Origin of the sequence: Stenotrophomonas sp. MH181796, from assembly GCF_009659995.1 — a bacterium.
GTDB classification, from domain to species: domain Bacteria; phylum Pseudomonadota; class Gammaproteobacteria; order Xanthomonadales; family Xanthomonadaceae; genus Stenotrophomonas; species Stenotrophomonas riyadhensis.
In genome coordinates, this window is the sequence record NZ_RAHU01000002.1 from 408,876 (window position 1) to 434,254 (window position 25,379).

25 protein-coding genes are annotated in these 25,379 nt (G+C 66.6%); 7 read left to right on the top strand and 18 right to left on the bottom strand.

Annotated features, from left to right (window positions below):
* Window positions 1-113: 113 nt before the first annotated feature.
* Window positions 114-1,145: a LysR family transcriptional regulator gene (locus D5301_RS05790; RefSeq protein ID WP_005409107.1), complete on the top strand. Its 1,032-nt coding sequence runs from the start codon at window positions 114-116 to the stop codon at window positions 1,143-1,145.
* Window positions 1,146-1,715: 570 nt separating this feature from the next.
* Here the strand turns inward: D5301_RS05790 and D5301_RS05795 are convergent.
* The 6 genes from D5301_RS05795 to D5301_RS05820 form a co-directional block, all read right to left on the bottom strand.
* Window positions 1,716-2,411: an OmpA family lipoprotein gene (locus tag D5301_RS05795; protein WP_010484399.1), complete on the bottom strand. Its 696-nt coding sequence runs from the start codon at window positions 2,409-2,411 to the stop codon at window positions 1,716-1,718.
* 139 nt (window positions 2,412-2,550) lie between these two features.
* Window positions 2,551-3,966 (bottom strand): deoxyribodipyrimidine photo-lyase, encoded by a 1,416-nt coding sequence (locus D5301_RS05800; protein WP_324187274.1) that lies wholly within the window; start codon window positions 3,964-3,966, stop codon window positions 2,551-2,553.
* 89 nt (window positions 3,967-4,055) lie between these two features.
* On the bottom strand, window positions 4,056-4,670 hold the full coding sequence (locus tag D5301_RS05805; protein WP_153855120.1) for an inorganic diphosphatase: 615 nt from the start codon (window positions 4,668-4,670) through the stop codon (window positions 4,056-4,058).
* A 10-nt stretch (window positions 4,671-4,680) separates the two neighbouring features.
* Window positions 4,681-6,030, bottom strand: coding sequence for a metallophosphoesterase family protein (locus D5301_RS05810; protein ID WP_228756348.1), 1,350 nt, complete (start codon window positions 6,028-6,030; stop codon window positions 4,681-4,683).
* 14 nt (window positions 6,031-6,044) lie between these two features.
* Entirely contained in the window at window positions 6,045-7,160 is a 1,116-nt protein-coding gene (locus D5301_RS05815) for a phytase (RefSeq protein ID WP_153855122.1), read from the bottom strand.
* The gene (locus D5301_RS05820; RefSeq protein WP_110711938.1) at window positions 7,160-9,742 is read right to left on the bottom strand and encodes a TonB-dependent receptor; all 2,583 of its coding nucleotides are present in this window, start codon (window positions 9,740-9,742) and stop codon (window positions 7,160-7,162) included. Before D5301_RS05820 ends, D5301_RS05815 begins: the two co-directional genes overlap by 1 nt.
* A gap of 167 nt (window positions 9,743-9,909) precedes the next feature.
* Between D5301_RS05820 and upp the strand changes: the two genes are divergently transcribed.
* Window positions 9,910-10,542 (top strand): uracil phosphoribosyltransferase, encoded by a 633-nt coding sequence (upp, locus tag D5301_RS05825; protein ID WP_005409099.1) that lies wholly within the window; start codon window positions 9,910-9,912, stop codon window positions 10,540-10,542.
* A gap of 65 nt (window positions 10,543-10,607) precedes the next feature.
* Here the strand turns inward: upp and D5301_RS05830 are convergent, their stop codons facing one another.
* Window positions 10,608-11,087 carry an SRPBCC family protein gene (locus D5301_RS05830; protein WP_110711937.1) on the bottom strand — a complete coding sequence of 160 codons (480 nt, stop codon included), beginning with the start codon at window positions 11,085-11,087 and terminating at the stop codon, window positions 10,608-10,610.
* Window positions 11,068-11,427, bottom strand: coding sequence for a metalloregulator ArsR/SmtB family transcription factor (locus D5301_RS05835; protein ID WP_110711936.1), 360 nt, complete (start codon window positions 11,425-11,427; stop codon window positions 11,068-11,070). Before D5301_RS05835 ends, D5301_RS05830 begins: the two co-directional genes overlap by 20 nt.
* Before the next feature lie 125 nt (window positions 11,428-11,552).
* Between D5301_RS05835 and D5301_RS05840 the strand changes: the two genes are divergently transcribed.
* Entirely contained in the window at window positions 11,553-11,846 is a 294-nt protein-coding gene (locus tag D5301_RS05840) for a PsiF family protein (protein ID WP_110711935.1), read from the top strand.
* Between the two features lie 82 nt (window positions 11,847-11,928).
* Here the strand turns inward: D5301_RS05840 and D5301_RS05845 are convergent, their stop codons facing one another.
* The 6 genes from D5301_RS05845 to rsmD form a co-directional block, all read right to left on the bottom strand.
* Window positions 11,929-12,816: an MBL fold metallo-hydrolase gene (locus tag D5301_RS05845; protein ID WP_110711934.1), complete on the bottom strand. Its 888-nt coding sequence runs from the start codon at window positions 12,814-12,816 to the stop codon at window positions 11,929-11,931.
* 120 nt (window positions 12,817-12,936) lie between these two features.
* Window positions 12,937-14,667: a gamma-glutamyltransferase gene (ggt, locus tag D5301_RS05850; protein ID WP_153855123.1), complete on the bottom strand. Its 1,731-nt coding sequence runs from the start codon at window positions 14,665-14,667 to the stop codon at window positions 12,937-12,939.
* Window positions 14,664-14,945: a YfhL family 4Fe-4S dicluster ferredoxin gene (locus D5301_RS05855; protein WP_004153175.1), complete on the bottom strand. Its 282-nt coding sequence runs from the start codon at window positions 14,943-14,945 to the stop codon at window positions 14,664-14,666. The genes ggt and D5301_RS05855 overlap by 4 nt, the downstream gene beginning before the upstream one ends.
* 132 nt (window positions 14,946-15,077) lie before the next feature.
* Window positions 15,078-15,569, bottom strand: a complete 492-nt coding sequence (locus tag D5301_RS05860) for a hypothetical protein (protein ID WP_004153167.1) — start codon at window positions 15,567-15,569, stop codon at window positions 15,078-15,080.
* A 60-nt stretch (window positions 15,570-15,629) separates the two neighbouring features.
* Window positions 15,630-16,139, bottom strand: a complete 510-nt coding sequence (coaD, locus tag D5301_RS05865) for a pantetheine-phosphate adenylyltransferase (RefSeq protein WP_032130277.1) — start codon at window positions 16,137-16,139, stop codon at window positions 15,630-15,632.
* 26 nt (window positions 16,140-16,165) lie between these two features.
* Window positions 16,166-16,744 (bottom strand): 16S rRNA (guanine(966)-N(2))-methyltransferase RsmD, encoded by a 579-nt coding sequence (rsmD, locus tag D5301_RS05870; RefSeq protein ID WP_049423552.1) that lies wholly within the window; start codon window positions 16,742-16,744, stop codon window positions 16,166-16,168.
* A gap of 654 nt (window positions 16,745-17,398) precedes the next feature.
* Here rsmD and htpG point away from each other — a divergent pair.
* Complete coding sequence (gene htpG, locus D5301_RS05875; RefSeq protein WP_153855124.1) at window positions 17,399-19,288, top strand: molecular chaperone HtpG; 1,890 nt, start codon at window positions 17,399-17,401, stop codon at window positions 19,286-19,288.
* 182 nt (window positions 19,289-19,470) lie between these two features.
* Here the strand turns inward: htpG and D5301_RS05880 are convergent, their stop codons facing one another.
* Window positions 19,471-19,770, bottom strand: coding sequence for a hypothetical protein (locus tag D5301_RS05880; RefSeq protein WP_153855125.1), 300 nt, complete (start codon window positions 19,768-19,770; stop codon window positions 19,471-19,473).
* 129 nt (window positions 19,771-19,899) lie between these two features.
* On the opposite strand from D5301_RS05880, the gene ftsY reads away from it, so the two are divergent.
* The 3 genes from ftsY (at window position 19,900) to D5301_RS05895 (ending at window position 22,725) form a co-directional block, all read left to right on the top strand.
* The gene (ftsY, locus tag D5301_RS05885) at window positions 19,900-21,243 is read left to right on the top strand and encodes a signal recognition particle-docking protein FtsY (protein ID WP_153855126.1); all 1,344 of its coding nucleotides are present in this window, start codon (window positions 19,900-19,902) and stop codon (window positions 21,241-21,243) included.
* An 82-nt stretch (window positions 21,244-21,325) separates the two neighbouring features.
* Entirely contained in the window at window positions 21,326-22,450 is a 1,125-nt protein-coding gene (gene mutY / locus D5301_RS05890; RefSeq protein WP_153855127.1) for an A/G-specific adenine glycosylase, read from the top strand.
* A gap of 5 nt (window positions 22,451-22,455) precedes the next feature.
* On the top strand, window positions 22,456-22,725 hold the full coding sequence (locus tag D5301_RS05895) for an oxidative damage protection protein (protein WP_004153160.1): 270 nt from the start codon (window positions 22,456-22,458) through the stop codon (window positions 22,723-22,725).
* A gap of 38 nt (window positions 22,726-22,763) precedes the next feature.
* Here the strand turns inward: D5301_RS05895 and D5301_RS05900 are convergent, their stop codons facing one another.
* The 3 genes from D5301_RS05900 to D5301_RS05910 all read right to left on the bottom strand — a co-directional run bounded on the left by D5301_RS05900 (window position 22,764) and on the right by D5301_RS05910 (window position 25,365).
* A complete protein-coding gene (locus D5301_RS05900) occupies window positions 22,764-23,213 on the bottom strand; it encodes a DUF6491 family protein (RefSeq protein ID WP_032128869.1) in 450 nt (149 codons plus the stop codon).
* 204 nt (window positions 23,214-23,417) lie between these two features.
* Window positions 23,418-24,131: a lipoprotein-releasing ABC transporter ATP-binding protein LolD gene (gene lolD / locus D5301_RS05905; protein ID WP_014036806.1), complete on the bottom strand. Its 714-nt coding sequence runs from the start codon at window positions 24,129-24,131 to the stop codon at window positions 23,418-23,420.
* Window positions 24,124-25,365 carry a lipoprotein-releasing ABC transporter permease subunit gene (locus tag D5301_RS05910; protein ID WP_153855128.1) on the bottom strand — a complete coding sequence of 414 codons (1,242 nt, stop codon included), beginning with the start codon at window positions 25,363-25,365 and terminating at the stop codon, window positions 24,124-24,126. Before D5301_RS05910 ends, lolD begins: the two co-directional genes overlap by 8 nt.
* Between the last annotated feature and the right edge of the window lie 14 nt (window positions 25,366-25,379).

Consider the following 25,379-nt stretch of genomic DNA (forward strand, 5'->3'; position numbering starts at 1 on the left):
ATAGACCTCAAACCTTTACTTGATTAGTCCTGATTAAGGGGAATAATCATCCCGCTCCCGGTCCAATCGTTCTGTCACGATTGTCCCATCCCCGACGTCCAGGATCCCCGACCATGTCCCACGATCTCAACGAGACGCTGATCTTCGTCAAAGTGGTCGAGCAAGGCAGCTTCATTGCCGCTGCCAAATCGCTCGGCCTGCCCAAGACCACGGTCAGCCGCAAAGTGCAGGAGCTGGAAACCCGCCTGGGTGCGCGACTGCTGCACCGGACCACCCGCCGCCTTGGCCTGACGGAGGCCGGCTCGATCTATCACGAGCACTGCCAGCGCATCGCACGCGAGCTTGAAGAAGCCGAGAGCGCGGTAAGCCAGCTGCAGTCCGGTCCGCGCGGCTGGCTGCGCTTCACTGTGCCTTACTCGATCGGCATCACCTGGATTGCGCCGCTGCTGGGCCAGTTCCATGCGCAGTATCCAGAGATCCGCTTGGACATGCACATGGGCAACGAGAAGCTGGACCTGATTGCAGGTGAGGCGGACCTGGCCCTGCGCGTGGGTGCCCTGCCCGATTCCAACCTGGTGGCACGCAAGCTGGGCAGCCTGCGCACGCAGGTGTTCGCCAGCCCGGCCTACATCGAACGCTATGGTGAGCCGCTGCACCCGGAAGAGCTGCAGTTCCATCGCATCCTGGCGATGCGCAAGCCGTACCACACCGGCAACTCGCCGCGCTTCACCTGGCAGCTGGGCGAGAACGGCGGCGAGCTGCGTGACTTCCCGGTCACCCCGCTGATGACCGCCAACGACATGTCTGCGTTGAATGGTGCATTGGTCTGTGGCGAAGGCCTGCTGCTGACCGGCGACGTGATGGCCAAGCCGTTCGTCGAATCGGGCATGGTGCGCCGCGTGCTGGCTGGCTGGACCGGGCCGGAAGTGGACTTCAACGCCGTGTTCGCCGGTGGCCGCCTGGTCTCGCCGAAGGTGCGTGCATTCGTCGACTTCCTGGTCGAGAAGCTCAACTTCGACGCCAACTACATGCTGGCGCAGTGCCCAGGCGCGAAGCTGGCGCAGCAGCAGAAGGAAAAGGAAGACGCCGCGCTGGAAAGCAGTGGCAAGCGGATCCTGGAGAAGGTCGCGGCTTCGGCGGCGTAATCCACAACGATGCCGTGCGCCAATTTCCAGGTAGATGCCGACCTTGGTCGGCATGGCTTTCCACATGGGCTGTCGGCGTGCCGAGCAAGCTCGGCACCTACAGAAAATGCCGCCTGCAAGGGCGGCATTTTCGTTCCGGTTGGGTGGCTTCCGGTAGATGCCGACCTTGGTCGGCGCCGTTCGGAGAAGCCGCGACCGGGAGCGCTATCGGCGTGCCGAGCAAGCTCGGCACCTACAGAAAATGCCGCCTGCAAGGGCGGCATTTTCGTTCCGGCTGCCTGGCTTTCGGTAGATGCCGACCTTGGTCGGCGCCGTTCGGAGAAGCCGCGACCGGGAGCGCTATCGGCGTGCCGAGCAAGCTCGGCACCTACAGAAAATGCCGCCTGCAAGGGCGGCATTTTCGTTCCGGCTGCCTGGCTTTCGGTAGATGCCGACCTTGGTCGGCGCCGTTCGGAGAAGCCGCGACCGGGAGCGCTATCGGCGTGCCGAGCAAGCTCGGCACCTACAGAAAATGCCGCCTGCAAGGGCGGCATTTTCGTTCCGGCTGCGCCGGAACCGTAACGCTACGCGTTACTGCTTCAGGGGAATCACGCGGATCTCGACGCGGCGGTTCTTGGCGCGGCCGGCATCGGTGCTGTTGTCGGCAATCGGGTACGACTTGCCGGCGCCCAGCGTTTCGATACGCACGCTCTGCACGCCCTGGCCGATCAGGTACTGCGCGACCGAGTCGGCGCGTTCCTTGGACAGGCGGTTGTTGACCGCGTCGCTGCCGATGCTGTCGGTGTGGCCAACCACTTCGATCATGGTCTGGTTGTAGTCACGCAGGGTACCCGCGACGCCATTGAGCGAGCCGTAGAACTGCGGCTTCAGGGTCGACTTGCCGAAGTCGAACGTGATGCCATCCGGCAGGTTCAGCATGATATTGTCGCCCTGGCGCTGCACATCGATGCCGGTGTTGGCGGTGCGCTCGCGCAGTGCGCGTTCCTGGCGATCCTGGTACTGGCCGACAGCGGCACCGCTGAGTGCGCCGATACCGGCACCGATCAGCGCGTGCTGACGGCGTTCGGTAGCGCTGTCGCCCGTCAGCAGGCCAGCGGCCACACCGATGGCGGTACCGATCAGTGCATTGCGGCCGGTGCGGTTCTGCTGCTCGGTCGGGTTGCCATACTGGTCACTCTGCACATAGGAGCCGCCGGTGGCGCAGGCCGACAGGACGGCCGCACTCATCAGGGCCAGCGCGACGTTGCGGGTGGTGTTGCGGATCATGGGGTTCTCCTTGGTTTCCGATCGGCCGGCGGCTTGCGGGCGCAAAGAGAATAAACAGCCCGATGCGATGCCGGAATGATGATCCGGCACGCCGACAGGGCCGCGTTCAGCTAACTGACCGGATCGCTCAGCCCGCACTTTACCCTGCTCCCGACTGCCGGTAGGCAGCCAGCGCGGCATCGCGGCCGGCGGCCAGATCCACCAGCGGGGTGCGCGGATAGCCCGGGGCATGCGCCGCCAGCAGCAGCGGATGCTGCCAGGGTGCGAAGCGTGCCTTCACCGGCAGCGCCGCCAGTTCCGGCACCCAGCGGCTGATGTAGCGGGCCTGGGGGTCGAACTTCTCGGCCTGGGTGACCGGATTGAACACGCGGAAATACGGCGCGGCATCGGCACCGGTTCCAGCCACCCATTGCCAGCCCATCGTGTTGTTGGCCAGGTCGGCATCGACCAGCGTGTCCCAGAACCAGCGCGCGCCATGCAGCCAGTGCGCGCGCAGGTGCTTGCACAGGTAGCTGGCCACGATCATCCGCACCCGGTTGTGCATGTAGCCGGTGTGCCACAGCTCACGCAGGCCGGCATCGACGATCGGCACACCGGTGTTGCCGCGCTGCCAGTCGTGCAGCTGTACGGCGCTCGGCGTGGCCCATGGGAAACGGTCAAAGCGCGGGTTGAGGTTGTCGGTCGGCGTCTTCGGGAAGTGATGCAGCAGGTGATAGGCGAAATCACGCCAGCCGAGCTGGCGCAGATAGCCGTCGATGTCGGCGTCGGTGCCGGCACTGCGCAGTCCTTCCAGCGCGTGGGCGATGCGCCACGGCGCGATCTCGCCGAAATGCAGGTGCGGCGACAGCCGCGAGGTACCGACCCGATCCGGCAGGTCGCGCTGCTCGCGGTAACCGCGCAACGCGCCGTCCTCGAACACGGAAAGTGCTTCCAGCGCACCAGCCTCGCCCGGCTGCCAGTGCTCCCAGAAGCCGGTATCCCAGTCCAGCGTAGGCGCCAACCGCAGCTCGTCCAATGCGAGGCTGTCGGCGGTGTGCGCCGCCAATGCCTTCGGCGCGGCCTGCAACGCGGGCAGGCGCCAATGACTGAGCACGTTGCGCCAGTACGGCGTGAACACCTTGTACGGCTGGCCCTTCTGGGTGGCGATGTCCCACGGCTCGAACAGCAGGCTGCCATTGCAGCTCTGCGCGTCGATGCCCTGCTCGCGCAGCGTACGCTTGATGGTGGCGTCGCGAGGCTGGGTGGCCGGCTCGTACTTGCGGTTCCAGTACACCGCCTCGGCGCCGGTCTGCTCGATCAGCAACTGCAGGGTCGGCAGACTGTCACCACTGCGCAGCACCAGCGACGAACCGCGCACGCGCAGGTCGGCATCCAATGCGCCCAGTGAACGATGGCGCCACGCATCGGAGGCCGCGCCAGGCACCCACTCGCCTTCCTCGTGCGGCGCATGGATGTAGACCGGCACCACGTCGTGGCCCGCATCCAGCGCGGCCTGCAGGGCCGGATTGTCCTGCAGCCGCAGATCACGGCGGAACCATACCAACGCTACCGACACATGCACCGCCTTCGTTGTGGAAGGCGGACATGATAGCCAGCGGCGGTGAAGGAGATGCGCGCAGGCGGCCATCCACGTAAGGCGTGGATCTACTGTTTGAACCGCTCCATCGCTTCACTGATCAGCGCGCGGGCTTCGGCGGCATTGCCCCAGCCGTTGAGCTGCACCGGGTTGCGAGCGGCCGGCAGGTCCTTGTAGACCCGGAAGAAGGCTTCGATGCGCTGGCGCTCGACCTCCGGCAGATCCGCCAGGTCACGGATGCTGGCGTAGGTCGGGTCGACCGTGTCGGTCGGCACGCCGATGATCTTCTCGTCGTGCTCGCCGCCATCGATCATCTTCAGGTAACCGATCGGCCGGAAGCGCACGATCACACCCGGATGCAGGGGCTCACGGGTCAGCACCAGCGCATCCAGCGGATCGTTGTCACCGGCCAGGGTGCGCGGCATCGAACCGTAGTTGGCCGGATAGGCCACCGGCATCGACTGGAAGCGGTCCACGTGCACCAGACCGTCTTCCTTGATCTCGTACTTGGTGAAGCTGCCGGCCGGAATCTCCACCGCCAGATTCACCTCCTGCGGGGCCTGCTTCGGCTGGGCGACCAGGAACGGATGCAGCACGGCATCGGCTGCGGCCACGGCACTGGCCAGCAGCAGCAGGGCAGCACCGATGGCAGCGAGCGGAAGGATGCGACGGGGCGTGGTCATATGCGTTTTCTCACTCCCAGCAGCGGTCGGCACGACCCTTGGCGGTCTGCGCGCGCGGGCAGTCGCGTGGCGTGATGCGGCCTTCGGTCAGCTCCGTGCGCTGCTTGCCACCCTTGGCATCACGGCGCAGTTCGAAGGCATCGTAAAGACGGCCGGTCACGGTACGTGCTTCATAGCGCAGGTGTTGCGGGTCGATGTTCAGCACCTGGAACAGCTGGGTATCTTCGGCCACCGGATCCATCGTCCTGCGGGCTTCGTCGGAAAGGCGGTACTGCTTCGGCCCGGCCACGGTCACCACGTACTGCGGCGTCGCAGCCTGCCCCTCGCCACGACGGCCATAGGTGTGATCGTGGCCCTGCAGCACCAGATCGACGTTGTGGCGGCGTACCACCGGCAACAGCACGTCACGCAGCGCGGCGTTCTCGCGCCCTTCGCGCGGCGAGTAGAACGGCTGGTGCAGCAATACGATGGTCCACGGCTGCGGGTTGCCGGTCAGAACTTTGTCCAGCCACTGTGCCTGCGCCTTGGCCGTGCCGAGATCGAGTGCCGAGGTGCCATCGACCACCGCCACGCGCACGCCCTGCGCGTCGAACCAGTAGCTGGTCTGCTGCGCGGCGGCGGCGCCATTGCCCGGCAGCGCGAAGGTCACCGGCCAGTGTCGGCCCAGCGCGCGGCGCTCCTGCGGGGTGTCCTCGAATTCCTCGAAGTACTCGTGGTTGCCGATGGCCGGGGCCACCAGCGTTTCCTGCGCCAGCCAGCCGGAGGCGGCAAACCACTCGCCCCACTCGCTGTCATCCATGTTGTCGCCGCCGCTGACCAGGTCACCGGCGAACAGGCTCACCCGCGCCTGCGGTGCAGCCTTCTGCGCGGCACGCACCACGCGGCTGACATGGCTGACGTTCTTGTTCTGGGTATCACCGAAGTACAGCAGGGTCAGCGGCTGGTTGGCCGCGGCCAGCGTACGCAGCTGGTTCCAGGCACTCCAACTGCCATTGCCCTGCACGCGGTAGACGTACTGGGTGTCCGGCTGCAGGCCGCTGATGTCGGCACGATGGTGATGCGACAACCCGTTCTCCGTCTGCAGCGCGCGGGTCGTTGCGCGCACCTGGCGGATGCCCTCGATGGCCGGCGAATCCCCGGCCAGGGCGATTTCCAGCAGCGGCGCCTGCACGCTGCCATCGGTACGCCAGGCCACGGCGAAACCGTGGCTGGGATCCACCGCCGGCGAGGCGACGATGCGGTCCGGCACCGTCGTCGCTGCGTAGTGGCGGCTGCCCGCCGGCACTTGGGTATTCGGCTCGGCCGCCGCGAACGACAGCGACGGCAACGCCAGCAGCAGGCCCAGCGCCAGCGCGCGCATCACGCACTGCCGGCTCATGCGCCACACTCCAGCGGCAGCGCGAGCTGCTTGGCGATGCTCTCCCAGTCGAAGGCCACCACGCCCTGGTCGTCATGCACCGCATACAGCGCACCGTGCGGGAAACGCGTGCTGGGCTGCTGCATCATCCAGATGCCATCGGTGTTGGCCACGGTGTTGCCCTGGAACGCGCCGACCGGCTTCAGCGTATGCCGGTCGAACAGGTGGAACACGCTGCGTTGCTTGCCCTGCTCGGTGGTGATCCACCAGCCGTCCTTGCCGCAGGTGCGCAGGGTCACGCCTTCGGCCTGCGCCTTGAACACGTCGCGGCCGAACGTGGTGCCGGTGAAGCGTCCGGCCAGGGTGTAGACCTTGAACTCGCTGGCGTAGCTCTCGTCCTCTTCGGCGATCAGCAGTCGGTCGTTCTCGGGGTCGCCCCAGATCGACTCGACCACGCGCAGCGCACCGGCTTCGGTGGTATCGCCGATGCTGGCCACCAGCTTCGCCTCGACCTTCGCGCCGTCGCGGGTCACGTGGTACTGGCGTACGCGCTTGTCCAGCTCGGCCAGCGGCGGCAGGATGTCACGCCCCTGCGCATCCTCGCCGTTGTCCCAGGAATCGGTGACGTAGACGCTGTAGCCATCGGCACGGCGGTCGACCCACAGCCCGTACGGCTTGCGCAGGTCGTCCGCAGCGAACGTCGCCAGCGGCGCGAAGTCCGGCAGGCTCAGCACCTGCACGCGGTGATTGTCGCGCTCCACGATCCACAGCAGGTCGTCGATCACCGCGATGCCGTTTGGGCGGTCGAACTGCCCCGGTGCGGTGCCGCTGCTGCCGACGTCACGCAGGTGCTGGCCGGTGCTGCCGTCGTAGACCACCAGCTTGTCGGTGGCCTTGGCGGTGGCGATCAGCCACAGCGCGCCGTCCGGCGCGCGCCAGGCCGCCGGCGAGTCGATGTTGTCGGCCGGGGTCATCGGTGACAGGAAGGCTTCGGCGATGGTGGTCACCGTGCGCGCGCCCCCGGCTTTCGCTGCCGTGGGGGCCGCGGCCGGATCGTTGCTGGTCGCCGGCGTGCAGCCGGCGGCCAGGGTCGCCGCGAGCGCGACCGCCAGGACGGTGATGCCACGCCCCATCACAGTGCCACCTTCAGGCCGAGCGCGTAGGTACGACCGTATTCTTCCATCTGCAGGGTGCGCGAGCGCGTGCCCTGGTACAGCTCAAGCGGCTTGTCCAGCAGGTTCTGTGCTTCGAAATACATGCTCACCCGCGGGGTGAACTTGTAGTCCAGCGAGAAATCGAGCTGGGTGTTCGGCGCAACGAAGATATCGAAGGCACGGCCGGCACCAAGGGTATCCAGATACTCACTGCGGTGCACGGCCGCCACACGGGTGCTCAGTCCGTACTTCTCATAGCCGATGTGCGCGCTGTACACGTTCTTCGAGGCACGCGGCAGGGTGAAGTCCTCACCGGCGCGCTTGGCCAGGCCCGGGTCGAAATCAGTGTCCAGCCAGGTGCCGCTGGCACCCACCAGCAGGCCATCCCAGCCGGTCGGCAGGAACGACAGCTGCTGCTGCCAGTTGAATTCGGCGCCGCGCACCTTGGCCTTGTCGCCATTGATCGAGGTCACCACCGGCAGGCCGTCGTAGATGCCGTCGGTGCCGCCCTGTCGGACCTGCACGATGTAGCCGTCGATCGACTTGTGGAACACGCCCAGCGAGAGGATGCCGCTGTCGCCGATGTACTTCTCCACCGACAGGTCGATATTGGTCGACTCGTACGGATCCAGCTCCGGGTTGCCCAGGCGCACTTCATTGTCGTTGCGGGCCAGGCCAATGCGCGGCGAGGCATCGCCGAAGCCCGGGCGGGCCACCGTCTTGTTGGCGGCGAAGCGGAACACCCAGTCGTCGCTGGCGTCGTAACGCAGGTGCAGCCCCGGCAGTACGTTGTTGTAGCTCTTGCTGGCGGTGACCCGGGTCGCGGTGTAGGAGCGCCCGTCCTTGGCCACGTCCACGCGATTGCCGGTGGCGCTGAAGCGGGTGTTCTCCACACGCACGCCGCCGATCACGCGCAGCGCACCGATGTCCCAGGTGCCCATCGCATAGCTGGCGAACACGTCTTCGCGCGCGGTGTAGTCGCCTTCCAGAGACGTCGCGGCGTTGCCACCGACGTCCTGCGGACGGGCGCTGTACTCGCCACTGTGCTGCGACCAGTAGCTGCGCATCGCCGAAGAGTCCATGCCCTGCCCCATCAGGCCATGGCGGTGTTCCGGCGAACCGGTGGTCCAGTCGCTGAGCTTGATCGCCGGGCCCACGCGCAGCGACGCCTCATCGACGTTCACGTCACGGTCGCGCCAGCGGCCGAGCAGGCCGAACTTGTAGCTGCTGTTGTCGCCGTCGAAGCGGATGTTGACCTGCGCGCTGCGCTCCTCGTCGTCCACCTTCTTCGGCTTGGCCACCACACGATCGAACTTGTAGTTGGCGTTGTCCAGCCACTGGTCGTTGTCGAAGGTGTAGGTGGGCAGGCGGCTGCGCTGGTCCAACGTGCCATTGAAGGCTTTGCCGTTGAGCTTGAAGCGCGACTCGATCTCGTCGTCCACGCGTTCTTCGGTGCGGGTATAGCCGATCTTGTAGTCCAGCACCGCGTCGGTCAGCGTGTTCTCGCCACCGAGGCTGGCGGCAAAGGTGTTCTCTTCCTTGGTGCGGTAGCGCATGCGCTTGTCGATCGAATCCTTCGGCATGCCGGCCAGTCGATACTGGTCGGTGCCGGTGGCGATCATGTCGGCGTTGTTGAAGTTGAAGATCACGCGCTGGCGGGTTTCGGCATCGTCGAACTGGCTGTACAGCGTGCGCAGGTAGTAGCGACTGTCCTCGTTCGGGCGCCAGTCGAGATTGAGGTTGGCGCCGATGCGCTTGCGCTCGATCTCGTACTTGCGGTTCTGCAGGTTCAGCGCGGTGATTTCGCCTGGACGGGTGGTGGTCAGATCCTTGTTGCCGCTGACATCACCGTATTCCACTTCGCTGTTGTCCGATTCGAACGTCCGCTTCTGGTAGTTCACGCCGGCGGCGATGCCGAAGGTGTTGTTGAACACTTCGCTGTAGTTGAAGGCGGCCTTCGGGCTGGTCTCGCCCGAAAGCTGCTGGTGGCTGCCTTCGATCTTGGCGCGCAGGCTGCGGCCATCACGATCGAACGCCGAAGCGGTCTCGACCAGGATCGCGCCACCGATGGCATCACCCGGCATGTCCGGGGTCGGCGATTTGACCACGCGCAGGCGCTCGGTCGAATCGGACGGGATCACGTCCATCGGTGCGGCGCGGCTGGAGTTGTCCGGGGTGCCGATGGCGATGCCGTCGACGCTGACGCTGTTGAGGTTGGCATCCAGTCCGCGCACGACCACGTAGCGGCCTTCGCCCTGGTCGCGGGTCACACTGATGCCCGGCAGGCGCTGCAGTGACTCGGCCACGTTCTTGTCCGGGTACTGGCCCAGGGCATCGGACGACACCGCGTCTTCGATCGCGTTGCTGCTGCGCTTGAGGTCGACCGCACGGATCTGCGCCTCGAGCTGGGCGCGCACTTCGATGCGGTCCAGATCGACCGCATCGGCGGCCACGGCGCCGGTGGCGGCAATCGCCTGCTGCCCGGCGGCCTGCAGCGGTGCTGCGGCCCCCATCGCCAGGGTCAGGGTGATGGCAACGGCCAACGGAGTCTTGATATGCACTGGGAATCCCCATTCCTGTTAAGAATGGGTCTGCACGGTATGTCCGCAAGGTTGCATGGCAATGACATGCATCTGCACATTTCGCGTACCAGGGCCACGGCCCGGTTTGGGGTTCGGCCCGCCGATCCGGCAAAATGGCGCCCTCTCTCCTTTTCCCCTTCCCGACCATGAAGATCGTCGAAGTGCGCCACCCGTTGGTGCAGCACAAGATCGGCCTGATGCGCAATGCCGCGCTCAGCACCAAGGATTTCCGCGAACTGGCCAACGAGCTCGGCACCCTGCTGGCCTACGAGGCCACTGCCGACCTGGACACCGAGCCGCACACCCTGCCCGGTTGGGCCGGCCCGGTCACCGTGCAGCGCATCGCCGGTGCCAAGATCACCGTGGTGCCGATCCTGCGCGCCGGCCTGGGCATGCTCAGCGGCGTGCTGTCGCTGATCCCGGCAGCACGCGTCAGCGTGGTCGGCCTGCAGCGTGATGAGGAAACCCTGCAGCCAGTGCCCTACTTCGAGCGCCTGACCGGCCGCCTGGAAGAGCGCGACGCGCTGATCCTGGACCCGATGCTGGCCACCGGCGGCACCCTGATCGCCACCATCGACATGCTCAAGCGGGCCGGTGCCCGCCGCATCAAGGGCATCTTCCTGGTGGCCGCGCCGGAAGGCATCGAAGCGGTCAAGGCTGTGCACCCGGACGTGGAGATCTACACCGCGGCCATCGATGCCCAGCTCAACGACAAGGGTTACATCCTGCCGGGCCTGGGCGATGCCGGCGACCGCATCTTCGGTACCCGCGTCGGCTGAACCGCCGAACCGGGGTCAGAGCCCTTTCGTGCCGAAAGGGCTCTGACCCCATCCCGGATGCCGGCCTACAGGCCGGCTGCGAAGGCTTCCAGCTGGCCGATGACGGTGTTCCAGCCGTCGAAGAAGCCCAGCTGCTCATGCTGGTCACGCAGGGCCTTGTCCGGATGCATCACCCGCGCGGTGTAGCGGCAGCCCGGCCCCTCGTCCTCCATGGTGATGACGGCGGTGAAGCCCAGCCACGGTGACTGCGGTCGCCAGCCTGGCCCCAGCATCGAGGTGAACACCAGGCGCTGCTGCGGCACGATCTCCAGGAAGCTGCCCGGATTGTCACTGCTGCCGCCATCAGGGCCCTGCATGAAGGTGTGGAAGGCCCCGCCGGGGCGCAGGTCGAATGCACGCACCTCGGTGGTCCAGGGCTTCGGGCACCACCACTGGCGCAGCAGTTCCGGGTCGGTCCACGCACGCCACAAGGCGGCGCGCGGTGCGTTGAGCACACGGCTGATGACCAGATCAGTGTCGGGGTTGTTACCTGCGTCTGCGGCCATGGGCCTGCTCCTGTCGGTGAAGGGATTCGACGAAATCGACCATGCGGTCGGCGCGCGCCTCCCACATGGCACGCTGTTCGGCCAGCCATTGCTCGGCCTGGCCCAGCCGCGCCGGCACCAGTTCGCAGGTGCGTATGCGCCCCTGCTTGTGGCTGCGCACCACGCCGCTGCGTTCCAGCACAGCCAGATGTTTCATCAGCGAGGGCAAGGCCATCTCGAACGGCTCGGCCAGCATCGACACCGTGCGCGGCCCCTGCCCCAGCGCGGCCACGATCGCGCAACGGGTCGGGTCGGCCAACGCGTGGAAGATTTCCTGGATGGCGGGATCATACTTACCCATATGGCTAAGTAATACGCCGATCTGAATGCCGATGCAAGCGGTCATGGCCGAACCGCGATTCTTCACGTGGCCTTGCCGTGTGGAAGCGAATGCTCCGCGCACCCGCCACCGCTTGGAGCACACCGATGAAAGCCTCTTTCCTGCTGGCCGCCGTCCTGCTGGTCAGCCTGCCCCTGGCGGCCAACGCCACCACACCGCAGCAGCAGCGCATGGCCGAATGCTCGGCCAAGAACAAGGGATTGAAGGGCGATGCCTACAAGACCGCGCAGAGCTCCTGCCTCAGTGGCCATGCCGCCGACGCCAAGCCGGTCAATGCACAGCAGGAACGCATGCGCAAGTGCAACGCCGACGCCGGCGCCAAGAAGCTGGCCGGTGATGCGCGCAAGACCTTCATGAGCAGCTGCCTGAAGGCGTCGTAGCAATCACGTCCGGGTAGAACGCCATCCACGCATGGCGTGGATCTACCCGCACACGAAGGCCGGGCATTGCCCGGCCTTTTCATCAACCGAGGGCGCGCGCCTTCAGCTCGCCCTGTTCGTGCAGGGTCACGAAACGCCCCTTGTCGTCACGGCCCAGCTGCGCCAGCGCCACCTGCGGATCGTGGGTGAAGAACAACCGCACGTTGCGCGCCAGCTTGTCTTCAAGGAACTGCCGCTTCTCGTCGATCAGCAGCTCGGCGTTGCGGTCGTAGCCCATGGTGATCGGCACGTGCACCCATGAACGCCCGGGAATCAGATCGGCACAGAACACCACGCCACCATGCGCCCCCTCGCCGGCATGCGCGTGACCGACGATCTCGGCCAACATCAACCCTGGCGTATGCCCGTCGCTGTAGCTGAAGCGCACGCTGCGGCCGAGCGCCTTCGAGTACTCCCCGTCCACCACTTCCAGGCGACCACTGGCCTGTAGCAGCCCAGGCAGCTCCGGAATGAAGCTGGCCCGATCGCGCGGGTGCGGCTGCAGGGCGCGCTGCCAGTGCTGTGCACCAACCACATAGGTCGCATTGGGGAACAGCAGTTCCGGCTCGCGTCCTTCGCTCCACGCCGCCAGCAGTCCACCGGCATGATCGAAGTGCAGGTGGCTGAGTACCACCACGTCAATGTCTTCATGCTCGAAGCCGGCTTCGCGCAACGAATCGATCAGCACGTGCTGGCTTTCCTGCACGCCATAGCGCTCACGCATGCGCGGATCGAAGAATGCACCGATGCCGGTTTCAAACAGCACCGTCTTGCCTTCCAGCGGGCTGGCAAGCAGCGCACGGCAGGCCAGCTCGATGCGATTGAGCTCGTCAGGTGCCGCCCATTTTTCCCACAACGCACGCGGCGCGTTGCCGAACATCGCGCCGCCATCAAGGCGCTGCGAGTTTCCACGAATAGACCAGAGTTTCATGTGTCGATTATCGGCGCCGGCTCGTTAAATAATCGCTAGAAAGGAAACTGAAAACCCCGCCGGCAAAGGCGGGGTTTCAAGGATCTGCCAGATTGCCGGCCAGCGGCCGGCGCTACCGTATCAGCGTGCTGGTACGACCTGGGCGCTGCCCACCGGGTTACGGGGATCGCTGCCGCCGAACAGCGTGTTCGTCTTGCGGTCCCATTCCACGGTCTGCAGGTTGCCCCACACGTGACTGGACCCACGGCCGCCTGCGGCGACATCGCCGGGCAGGTCGATCTTGTGGCCCATCGCCTGCAGCTGCTTCACCGTCGCCGCGTCGAACGCATCGTCCTCGGCTTCGATCAGGTCCGGCAGCCACTGGTGGTGGTAGCGCGGCAGTGCGGCAACCTGCTGCGCATCCAGGCCGTCGTCGTAGCCGAGGATGCCCAGCAGCACCATGGTGATGATGCGGCTGCCACCCGGGGTGCCCAGCACCACCACCTTGTCGGCGTTCTCCATGAAGGTCGGCGTCATCGAGCTGAGCATGCGCTTGCCTGGCTTCGGCGCATTGGCTTCATAGCCCATCACGCCGAACGCATTGGGCGTGCCCGGCTTCAGCGCGAAGTCGTCCATCTCGTTGTTCAGCAGCACGCCGGTGCCCTTGGGAATCAGCCCCGAGCCGTACAGCAGGTTGACGGTCTGGGTGGCGCCGACGCGGTTGCCGTCGCGGTCGATGATCGAGAAGTGCGTGGTCTCGTCGTCTTCCAGCGGCGTCGGGTTGCCCGACAGCAGGTCGCTGGGCGTGGCCTTCTCCGGATGGATGGTCGCCCGCAGGCCCTGTGCATAGTCCTTGCTGGTCAGCACCTTCTGCGGGATCTGCACGAAGTCCGGATCGCCGAGGAAGAAGGTGCGGTCGCGGTAGGCGCGACGCATCGACTCCACCACCAGGTGGGTGCGGTGCGCCGGGTCCATCTTCTTGATATCCCAGCCCTCCAGGATCTGCAGCATGCTGGCCAGCGCGATGCCACCGGACGACGGCGGCGGCGCGGTGGTGATCTTCCAGCCGTTGTAGTTGAACACGATCGGCTCGCGCTGCTTCACGCGGTAACCGGCCAGCTCTTCAGCGGTCCACTTGCCGCCGGCCTGCTTCACGCCGGCCAGCAACAGCGTTCCGGTCTGGCCCTTGTAGAAGCCATCGAAACCACCTGCGGCCAGGCGCTCCAGCGTCTGTGCCAGCTCCGGCTGCTTGAACAGGTCACCGCTGGCGATCGGCTTGCCGTTGCGCAGGTAGACCTCGCGCGTTCCGGGATAGCGCTCCATCACTTCACGGCGCGAGGCATAGCCCTTGGCCATGCGCTCGTACACCGGGAAGCCTTCGCGCGCGATGCGGATCGCCGGCTGCAGCGAGGTCGCCAATGGCAGCTTGCCGTGCTTGGCCGACAGCTCGACCAGCGCTGCGGGCAGACCAGGAATACCGGCCGACCAGGCACCGTTGACCGAGCGGTCACGGTCGAGGTTGCCCTGCTTGTCGAGGAACGCCTGCGGGGTCGCAGCGGCCGGTGCGGTCTCGCGCGCATCCAGCATCACATCCTTGCCGGTAGCCGCGTCGTGCAGCAGGAAGAAGCCACCGCCGCCCAGGCCGGAACTGATCGGCTCGACCACCGCCAGCGTGGACGATACCGCCACCGCGGCATCGAAGGCGTTGCCGCCCTGCGCCAGGATGTCGATGCCCGCCTGGGTGGCCAGCGCATGGCCGCTGGCAATGGCCGCGCCATCGGGGCGCTCGGCACGCGCCGGGCTGTCGGCCCAGGCAATCGGGCTCAGCAGCAGGCCGAGCAGCAACAGGGGGCGGACGATCAGCGTCTTCATTCGGATGGGGGCTCCGCGTAGAGTTCGGGGTGATCGTGCTGCAGCTGGCGCAGCTTGGCCAGCAGCTGGTCTTCCGTTTCCACGATCTCCGGGTCCGGGTCGATGCACTCGACCGGGCAGACGACCACGCACTGTGGCTCGTCGAAATGACCCACGCATTCGGTGCAGCGCGCAGGGTCGATCACGTAGATGGTTTCACCCATCGCAATGGCCTGGTTCGGGCAGGCCGGCTCGCATACGTCGCAGTTGACGCAGAGCTCGTTGATTTTCAGCGACACGGCGATACTCCTCGCCCGCGCCCTGGGACAAAGGACCGGCCAGCGCGGGCGCGCGGGCCGGTCAGGTCATCAGCGGCGCCCTTGCAGGACGCCGCCCGGGCCATGCCGGAGCATGGCCGCCATGGCTCGGTATTACTTGGCTTCGACGAAAATGTACTCGGCACCGGTCGGCTGGATCGCAGCCTGTACGCGGGCGTTGTCGGCCGACTGGCCGATGAAGACGACGCGCACGCCCTTCATCGAATCCGGCGACACGTCCTTGAACACGGCCTGGATCATGTCAGCCATCTTGCCCGAGGCCGACGAACCGAAGGCCAGCATGTTGCCCGGCTGCACGCCACGGGCCACGGCCTGGGTCGCGCTCTCCGTCTGGCGCTCGTACTTGGCCTGGAAGTCCGGGTCCGATTCCGGCGAGAGGTAGTACAGGAACGGGCTGTTGGTGATGTTGCCCATGTTCTGGATCGCCACTTCCTGCAGGTACTTCTTCCAGCCTGCATCGTCGTCCTTGGACGGAGCGACCAGGGCCTGCTTGGCTTCGTCGACCGGAGCGGCCTCTTCCTTCTTGCAGGCGGTGAAGGCCAGGGCCAACGAAGCGATCAGCATCGCGCGCATGGTGGTGTTCATGGGTTTCCTCCCGGAATGGTGCGTGGTGTTGTACGTAATGGGGTGCGGGTACAGCGGGGCTTACGACTGTGCCGACTTCGCTTCGCGGACCTTGCGCAGGGCTTCGAGCACCGCGGCCGGCACGAAGCCGGACACGTCGCCACCCAGGCGCGCGATCTCGCGGACCAGCGAGGACGAAATGAAGCTGTGCTGCTCGGCCGGGGTCAGGAACAGGGTCTCGACCTCGGGGATCAGGTGCCGGTTCATGCTGGCCATCTGGAACTCGTACTCGAAGTCGGACACCGCGCGCAGGCCGCGCAGCAGCACCCCGCCCTGGACCGAACGTACGAAATGCGCCAGCAGGGTATCGAAGCCGATGACCTCGACGTTGCTGTGGTGGGCCAGCGCGCCACGCGCCAGCTGCACGCGCTGCTCCAGCGGCAGCGCCGGGCCCTTGGACGGGCTCTGCGCCACGCCGACCACGACCTTTTCGAACAGCGGCGCGGCACGGCTCACCAGGTCGATGTGACCGTTGGTGATCGGATCGAACGTGCCGGGGTAGACGGCAATGCGGCGGTTGGCCACGGTCATGGGCGGATGCAGATGTTCAGATGAGGTCAAAGTGTAGCAGTGGCGCGGCGGTACAGGGCAAAGCGCACCTCGCGGGTGCCGCCCTCGCGGTGCAGCAGCCAGTCCGGCGGCAGCACCGGCACGTGGCCGGCCGGCGATTCCAGGTACAGCCAGGCATCGGCGGCCAGATGCCGCGGGAGCTGGGCCAGCACGTCCTGCCACAGGCCGTCGGCGAACGGCGGGTCGATGAAGACCAGATCGGCCTGCTGCGCCGGCGCGCCCTGCAGCCAGCGCAGGGCATCGGCCTGCACGACGCTGATCTGGTCGCTGGCCTGCAGCTTGGTCACTGCGGCGGTCAGATTACGTCCCAGCTGCGCATCGCGCTCGACCAGGGTGGCGTGGGCGGCACCGCGCGAGACCGCCTCCAGCCCCAGCGCGCCACTGCCGGCGAACAGATCCAGCACCCGGGCCCCGCCGAGCCTGGGCATCAGCCAGTTGAACAGGGTTTCGCGTACGCGGTCGCTGCTGGGCCGCAGGCCCGGCAGGGTCGGCACCGGCAGGCGGGTATTGCGCCAGCGTCCGCCGATGATGCGGACCTGGCCGTCATTGCCCCCACGGCCGCTCATCGGCGCCCCCGGCGGGAGGTATTCGAGAATTTCAGCATGAGCGGGATTGTAGTTCGGCCGGGCGGCGCCCGGCACCCGCAGAAGCCACAGCAACGTCAACGTCAAAAGCTGGCTTCCTGTGGGATGGCGGGGTGGGTCCGGTCGAGGGGGACGCTGCAAGTACGTCCATGTAAGCTCGGTCGCCGCATCCATGCGGCTCACGCCCCCTCAACCGGACCCACCCCGCCTTCGACAGTTTTCTGCGATCTGTCGGAACGGCTCTTGGGGTCAGATCCGTTTTCCTGCGGAAAACGGATCTGACCCCAGTTTTATTTCGATATCTGACAGAGGTGTCGACCAAGGTCGACGCCTACCAACAACCGCGCGAAATCTGTCAGAGGCGGGGCGGTGTGGGTTGGCAGGACCGTTGGCGCCATGGATGGCGCCATCGAGCCCCCATGGACGGGTTTACGGCGTGTCCTGCCAACCCACACCGCCCCGCCTAACCAACAGACAGCCAAGAGCCGGCTGTTGCTGTTGCTGTTGCTGCTGCTCTGGCCTCGGCGGGTGCAGGGCGCAGCCCTGCCAGAACAACCCCTTGATTTCGGGACAATCAGCCATACCCCTTGGCGAGGCCGCACGCGCTGGCGCGGCATTGCACACGGAGCCTTATCGATGACCGAGACCACCCAGACCGAAACCCTTGGCTTCCAGACCGAAGTCAAGCAGCTGCTGCAGCTGATGATCCACTCGCTGTACTCCAACAAGGAAATCTTCCTCCGCGAGCTGGTCTCCAACGCCGCCGATGCCGCCGACAAGCTGCGTTTCGAGGCCTTGACCCAGCCGGCCCTGCTGGAAGGCGACAGCGAGCTGCGCGTGCGCATCAGCTTCGACCCCACCGCCCACACCATCACCATCGAAGACAACGGCATCGGCATGAGCCGCGCCGAAGCCATCGCCCACCTCGGCACGATTGCAAAGTCCGGCACCGGCGACTTCCTGCGCCAGCTGTCCGGCGACCAGAAGAAGGATTCGCAGCTGATCGGCCAGTTCGGCGTCGGCTTCTACAGCGCCTTCATCGTCGCCGACGAAGTGGAAGTGACCTCGCGCCGCGCCGGCCTGGCTGCAGGCGAAGGCGTGCGCTGGACCTCGCGCGGCGAAGGCGATTTCGACGTCGCCACCGTCGACAAGGCCGAGCGCGGCACCCGCATCGTGCTGCACCTGAAGGACGGCGAGCACGACTTCGCCGATGGCTGGCGCCTGCGCAGCATCCTCAAGAAGTACTCGGACCACATCGGCCTGCCGATCCAGATGCCGAAGGAGGGCGAAGAAGGCGCCGCCGGTGAGTGGGAGACCGTCAACCGCGCCAGCGCGCTGTGGACCCGCCCGCGCACCGAGATCAGCGACGCCGAGTACACCGAGTTCTACAAGCACGTCGCGCACGATCACAGCGACCCGCTGGCGTGGAGCCACAACAAGGTCGAGGGCAAGCTGGAGTACACCTCGCTGCTGTACGTGCCCGGCCGCGCACCGTTCGACCTGTACCACCGCGATGCGCCCAAGGGCCTGAAGCTGTACGTGCAGCGCGTGTTCGTGATGGACCAGGCCGAGCAGTTCCTGCCGCTGTACCTGCGCTTCATCAAGGGCGTGGTCGATTCCAACGACCTGTCGCTGAACGTCTCGCGCGAGATCCTGCAGTCCGGTCCGGTCATCGATTCGATGAAGGCGGCGCTGACCAAGCGCTCGCTGGACATGCTGGAGAAGCTGGCCACCGACAAGCCGGAGCAGTACGCCACGTTCTGGAAGGAATTCGGCCAGGTACTGAAGGAAGGCCCGGCCGAGGACTACAACAACCGCGAGAAGGTGGCCGGCCTGCTGCGCTTCGCCTCCACCCGTGGCGACGGCGATGCGCAGACCGTGTCGCTGGCCGACTACCTCGGCCGCATGACCGAAGGCCAGGACAAGATCTACTACCTGACCGGCGAGAGCTATAGCCAGGTGCGCAACAGCCCGCACCTGGAAGTGTTCCGCAAGAAGGGCGTGGAAGTGCTGCTGCTGACCGACCGCATCGATGAGTGGCTGATGGGCTACCTGACCGATTTCGATGGCAAGGGCTTCGTCGACATCGCCCGTGGCGACCTCGACCTGGGCGCGCTGGAAAGCGAGGCCGACAAGCAGGAGCAGGAAGCGGCGGCCAAGGACAAGCAGGGCCTGGTCGAGCGCCTGAAGACGGTGCTGGGCGATGACGTGGCCGAAGTGCGCGTCTCGCACCGCCTGACCGATTCGCCGGCGGTGCTGGCCATCGGCGAACAGGACCTGGGCCTGCAGATGCGCCAGATCCTGGAAGCCAGCGGGCAGAAGGTGCCGGACAGCAAGCCGGTGCTGGAGATCAACCCGGGCCACCCGCTGATCGCCAAGCTCGATGCCGAAGCCGATGGCGCGCGTTTCGACGACCTCGGCCGGGTGCTGTTCGACCAGGCTGCGTTGGCCGCCGGTGACAGCCTGAAGGATCCGGGCGCCTACGTGGCGCGCCTGAACAAGCTGCTGCTGGAGCTGTCCGCCTGATCGACAGGGTGGTCGCCGGGCATGGCCCGGCGAAGCTCTGGTAGGTGCCAACCTTGGTTGGCACTGCTGCCCTGGCAGAGGCCAACCTTGGTTGGCGCCCCAAAAGCGTGCCAACCAAGGTTGGCACCTACCAGGGCGTCGAGCGTGTCAACCAAGGTTGACACCCACCCAAGCCGGGCGGCTCAGACCTCGCGATCCAGCAGCGAACCCAACATCTGGTCCTGGCGGCGGATCACCGCGGCATTGGCGGCGAAGGCCACGACCTCGGCTTTTGCGGCCAGCAGATCACCCAGCGGCGCGCCGGCATCGGCGCCGGTGGACGTCACCGAAGCCTGCACCCCACCCTGCTCGGTGGTATTGCGCTGCAACTGCAGGTGCTGGGCATCCGGGGTCGCCAGGTTGGCCACGTTGTGCGCGGCCACCTGCACGCCCTGCTGGGCCGCACGCATCCCGCTGAGGGCGATTCCCATCACGTTGTTCATGGCGGTCTCCGGGCCGCCTTGCGCAGCCCTCCGGACCAGTTAACGGCCGGTGGACCGCGACCTTGAGTCCACATCGGCCCGACAGGCCCGAGTGGTAGCATATCCCTCTGATTTCAGCGCCTTTTGCCAATGCTCAGTTTTTTCCGCCGCAAGAAGCCCCAGGATGCCCCCGCAACGGAGGCTCCCAAGACCCAGCACTACTCGGCTGAAGAGCTGGCGGCGGCATTCCCGTCGGCCGCGCCGGTCGAGGACAAGGAACCCGCGCCGGTAGCTGCGCCGGCCGCACCTGCCCCCGCTGAGCCGCCCGCGGCAGCGGTCGCCCCGGTAATGGTCGAACCCACCCCGGTGGCTCCCGCTCCGGTGGTCCCGGCCGTCCCGGCCCCCATTGCCCCGGCCCCGGCCCCGATCACGCAGATCGACGTCGCCTCTGTCGCTGCCCCAACCACCGAGCCGGTGCCTGCGCCGCTGCCGGAACCCGCTCCTGCACCGCCCCCGGCACCGGTCTCCGACGACCTGCCTGCCGCCGCCTCGGTCGACGCCGTTCCGGCGCCTGCCGGCAAGCCCGGCTGGCGCGAACGCCTGCGCAACAGCGTCATCGCGCGCAGCTTCGGTGGCCTGTTCTCGCGCAACCCCAAGCTTGACGACGACCTGCTGGACGAGCTGGAAACCGCACTGATCACTGCCGACGTCGGCGTGGGTGCCACCACCGACCTGGTCGAGGGCCTGCGCAAGCGCATGAAATCGCGCGAGTTCGCCGACGCCAATGCGCTGCTGGCCGCGCTGCGCGCCGAGCTGATCGCAATCCTGCAGCCGGTGGCCAAGCCGCTGGTGATCGACCGCAACGCCAAGCCCTTCGTGGTGCTCACCGTCGGCGTCAACGGCGTCGGCAAGACCACCACCATCGGCAAGCTGGCCAAGCGCTTCAAGGACGATGGCCACAGCCTGATGCTGGCCGCCGGCGACACCTTCCGCGCCGCCGCCGTGGCCCAGCTGCAGGCCTGGGGCGAGCGCAACGGCGTGGCCGTGGTCGCGCAGGGGCAGAACGCCGATGCCGCTTCGGTGGCATTCGACGCGCTCCAGGCCGGCAAGGCCCGTGGCACCTCGGTGCTGATCGCCGATACCGCCGGCCGCCTGCACACCCAATCCGGCCTGATGAACGAGCTGGGCAAGATCCGCCGCGTGCTCGGCAAGATCGACCCCACCGCCCCGCACGAAGTGCTGATGGTGATCGACGGCACCACTGGCCAGAACGCGCTGTCGCAGCTGCGCCAGTTCAATGCCGCAGTGAACGTGACCGGCCTGGTAGTGACCAAGCTGGACGGCACCGCCAAGGGCGGCGTGGTGTTCGCACTGGCCCGCGAGTTCGGCATTCCGATCCGTTTCGCCGGCATCGGCGAGCGCCCGGAAGACCTGCGCGTGTTCGACCCGGAAGCTTTCGTCGACGCCCTGCTGCCCGAAGCGCTGGGCGCCTGATACACCGTGCAGCCACGCATGGCGTGGCTCTACTGCAATCCAGTAGAGTCACCCCACGGGTGGCTGCCTCTCTGGAACACCGATGCCCCGCCAGCCGCACGCCAGCGCCAAGACTGCCCGGGAAGACGGTTTCGTCGCCCGCCTGCTGCACTGGTTCGACGACCACGGCCGCCACGACCTGCCCTGGCAGCACCCGCGCAGCCCCTATCGGGTCTGGCTGTCGGAAATCATGCTGCAGCAGACCCAGGTGAGTACGGTCATCCCGTATTTCCAGCGGTTCCTGCAGCACTTCCCGACCCTGCCCGACCTCGCCGCCGCCAGCAACGACGCGGTGATGGCGCAGTGGGCCGGGCTCGGCTACTACGCCCGCGCACGCAACCTGCATGCCGCTGCGAAGCGCTGCGTGGAACTGCACGACGGCGACCTGCCGCGTGATTTCGATGCATTGCATGCGCTGCCCGGCATCGGCCGCAGCACCGCCGGTGCGATCCTCAGCCAGGCCTGGAACGACCCGTTCGCGATCCTCGATGGCAACGTCAAGCGGGTGCTCAGCCGTTACCACGGCATCGAGGGTTTCCCCGGGCTGCCGGCCATCGAGAAGCAGCTGTGGGCGATCGCCGAGGCGCACGTGGCGCAGGTGCCGAATGGGCGCATGGCTGACTACACCCAGGCGCAGATGGACCTGGGCGCGACGGTGTGCAGCCGTGCCAGACCCGCCTGCGTGATCTGCCCGCTGCAGGACGACTGCGTGGCGCGCCGCGAAGGCCGCACCACCGAACTGCCGACACCCAAACCCAGCAAGACCCTGCCCGAACGGGAAGCGGTGGCCCTGCTGCTGCGCGACCCCCAGCAGCGCGTGCTGCTGCAGAAGCGGCCGGACACCGGCATCTGGGCGCAGCTGTGGACGCTGCCGCAGGCCGATGCCGGCAGCGTGTTGCAGGACTGGTTCGACGTGCACGTCGACGGCTCGCTGGAAGAGGCCGAAGAGCTGCCAATACTGCAGCACACCTTCAGCCACTACAGGCTGCATCTGCAGGTACTGTCGCGGCAGGTGCACGGCCTGCGCGTGGAAGAACCCACGCTGCGCTGGGTTGCCGCCGACGAGCTGCCCACGCTGGGCCTGCCGGCACTGATCCGCAAGCTGCTCGACGGCGCCACCATCAAGGCGCCGAAACGAACCTCCAAGAAATCCCGCAACCACGAGTGAGTGCCATGTCCCGAACCGTCTTCTGCCAGTACGAACAACGCGATGCCGAGGGCCTGGACTTCGTGCCCTACCCCGGCGAACTGGGCCAGCGCATCTTCAACAACATCGGCAAGCAGGCCTGGGCTGCGTGGCTGGCGCACCAGACCATGCTGATCAACGAGAACCGCCTGTCGCCGCGCACGCCGGAGCATCGCGCGTTCCTTGAAGGCGAACTGGTCAAGTTCCTGTTCGAGAAGGACGCGGAAAAGCCAGCCGGCTTCACCCCGGAAGCCTGACACACAGGTAATGCCGGCCAGCCGCCGGCACTACCACGCTACTTCGTGCTTTCCTCGCGCTCCTGCACCTGCGCCTGGCGCAGCTCCTGCTCGGAGGCGCGTAGCGCCTTCACGTCCAGCTTGCGGATGCTGTCGATGAAGCACGGCATGCGCGGGCCGCCGGTGGGGTCGCGCACCAGCACCTTGTCGAAACGCGCCGAAACACGGTTCATCTGGCTGGTCAGGCCGATGGCGGTGGCATACGGCAGGTCCTGGCAGGGGCCTCTCAGCTCCAGCAGATAGGCCTCGCTGGGACGCGTCCACACCGCCAGTGCGCTGTCACCCAGTTCGGTCCAGCCATTGAGGCTGCCGAAGAACTGCATGTCGTTCTGCGGCGCGCCGGCATGGGCGCGGTACAGGTCAAGCTTCTCGGCAGAGCTGAGCCGGCCAGTGGTCGCGCAGGCGGCCAGCGCCAGGCAGAGTCCGGCCATCAGGATCGGGGTCTTCATGGCGATCTCCTCGGGGAACTGTCGCCATCATGCGCCTGCGCAGACAACGCCGGCGCGAAAGCCAGTACCCCATTCAGCAGCCGGTCGGCGGTCACCCCAAGCAGGCCCAAGGCTCGGGATTCCGGTAGTCGCCAACCTTGGTTGGCGCTTGCCCTGCAAGAGCAGCCGACCAAGGTCGGCTTCTACCAAAGCGGGCCCAGCGCCTCAGACGTCGGCGTGGGCCAATGCGTGCAGGCGCCCTTCGCGCAGCTCCAGCACCCGGTCCAGGCGCCGCGCCAGGCTGCGGTCGTGGGTAACCAGCACCAGGCTGGTATGACGCGCACGGTTGAGTTCCAGCATCAGCTCGAACACAGTGCCCGCGGTGCGGTCATCCAGGTTGCCGGTCGGCTCGTCGCCGAGCACGCAGGCCGGATGATTGACCAGCGCACGTGCCACCGCGGCACGCTGGCGTTCGCCGCCGGACAGCTCGCCCGGCTTGTGGTCCAGGCGATGACCGAGGCCGACCGCTTCCAGCAGCGTGGTGGCCCGGCTGCTCGCCTCGGCCACTGCAGTACCGGCCAGCAGCACCGGCATCATCACGTTTTCCAGCGCGGTGAACTCAGGCAGCAGGTGGTGGAACTGGTAGACGAAGCCCAGCGCCTGGTTGCGCAGCAGGCCACGCGCGGTGTCCGACAGCGCTGACATGCGCTGGCCGGTCACGTAAACCTCACCCGCGGTCGGAATGTCCAGGCCACCCAGCAGGTGCAGCAGCGTGCTCTTGCCGGCACCGGAAGCACCGATGATCGCCACCGTTTCGCCGGCGGTCACGGTCAGGTCCAGGCCATCGAACACCGGGGTCTGCATGCGCCCTTCGGCGTAGGTCTTGCCCAGTGCTTCGGCGCGGATCACTTCATCGCCGCGGTTGAAGACCTTATTCATAACGCAGGGCCTCCGCCGGCTGGGTGCGTGCTGCCCGCCAGGCGGGATACAGGGTGGCCAGGAAGCTCATCAGCAGCGCGACCACGGTGATCGCCACCACGTCGCCGGTCTGCATGTCGGTCGGCAGGCCGGTGATGTAGTAGACGTCCTCCGGCAGCAGCTTGACGTTGAACACGCTTTCGATGGCGCCGAGGATGCGTTCCAGGTTGAGGGTCAGGGTGATGCCGCCGATCAGGCCGGCCAGCGTGCCGAAGATGCCGATCAGCGAGCCCTGCACCATGAACACCTGCATCACCCCGCCCGGGGTCAAGCCCAGCGTGCGCAGGATGGCGATGTCGGCCTGCTTGTCGGTGACCAGCATCACCTGCGAGGACACCAGGTTGAACGCGCCCATGGCGATGATCAGCGACAGCAGGATGCCCATCACCACCTTCTCCATGCGCAGCGAGTGGTAGAGGTTGGCGTTCTGCTGGGTCCAGTCACTCACCCGGTACGCACCACCAAGGCTCTGCGCCAGGTCCACGCCCACTTCCAGCGAGCGGTCCATGTCGTGCAGTTTCAGGCGCACGCCGGTGGCGCCGTCGCTGCGCAGCACGCGCTCCAGGTCCTGCATGTTGGCAAAGCCGACGCCGCGGTCGACCTCGTTGTAGCCAGCCTCGAAGATGCCGCTGACGGTAAAGCGTTTCATCCTCGGCACGGCGCCGGCAGGCGTGCCCTGCACTTCGGCAAAGGTCACCAGCACCTGGTCACCGACATCGACGCCCAGCCAGATCGCCAGCTCCTTGCCCAGCAGCAGGTTGAAGCTGCCCGGCGTGAGGCTGTCATAGCTGCCCTTGGTGACCTTCTTGTCGATCACCGACACCTTCGGCTCCAGCGCCGGATTGATGCCCTGGATGATCGCACCCTGCACGCGCGGGCCGCTGATCATCGACTGGATCTCGATGTACGGCGCGGCACCCGCCACACGCGGGTCCTTGCGGGCGATGTCGACCACGCGCATCCAGTCCGGCATCGGCTCGCCGTCGCGGCTGATGGTGGTGTGCGCGGTCATCTGCAGCAGGCGGCTGCGGATTTCCTTCTGGAAACCGCTCATCACCGCCAGGGTGGTGATCAGCACCGTGACGCCGAGCGCGATGCCCAGGATCGATGCCATCGAGATGAAGGAGATGAAGCCGTTGCGGCGCTTGGCGCGCAGGTAGCGCAGGCCAATGGCCACGGGAATGGGTTTGAACATGCAGGCACGCCGGT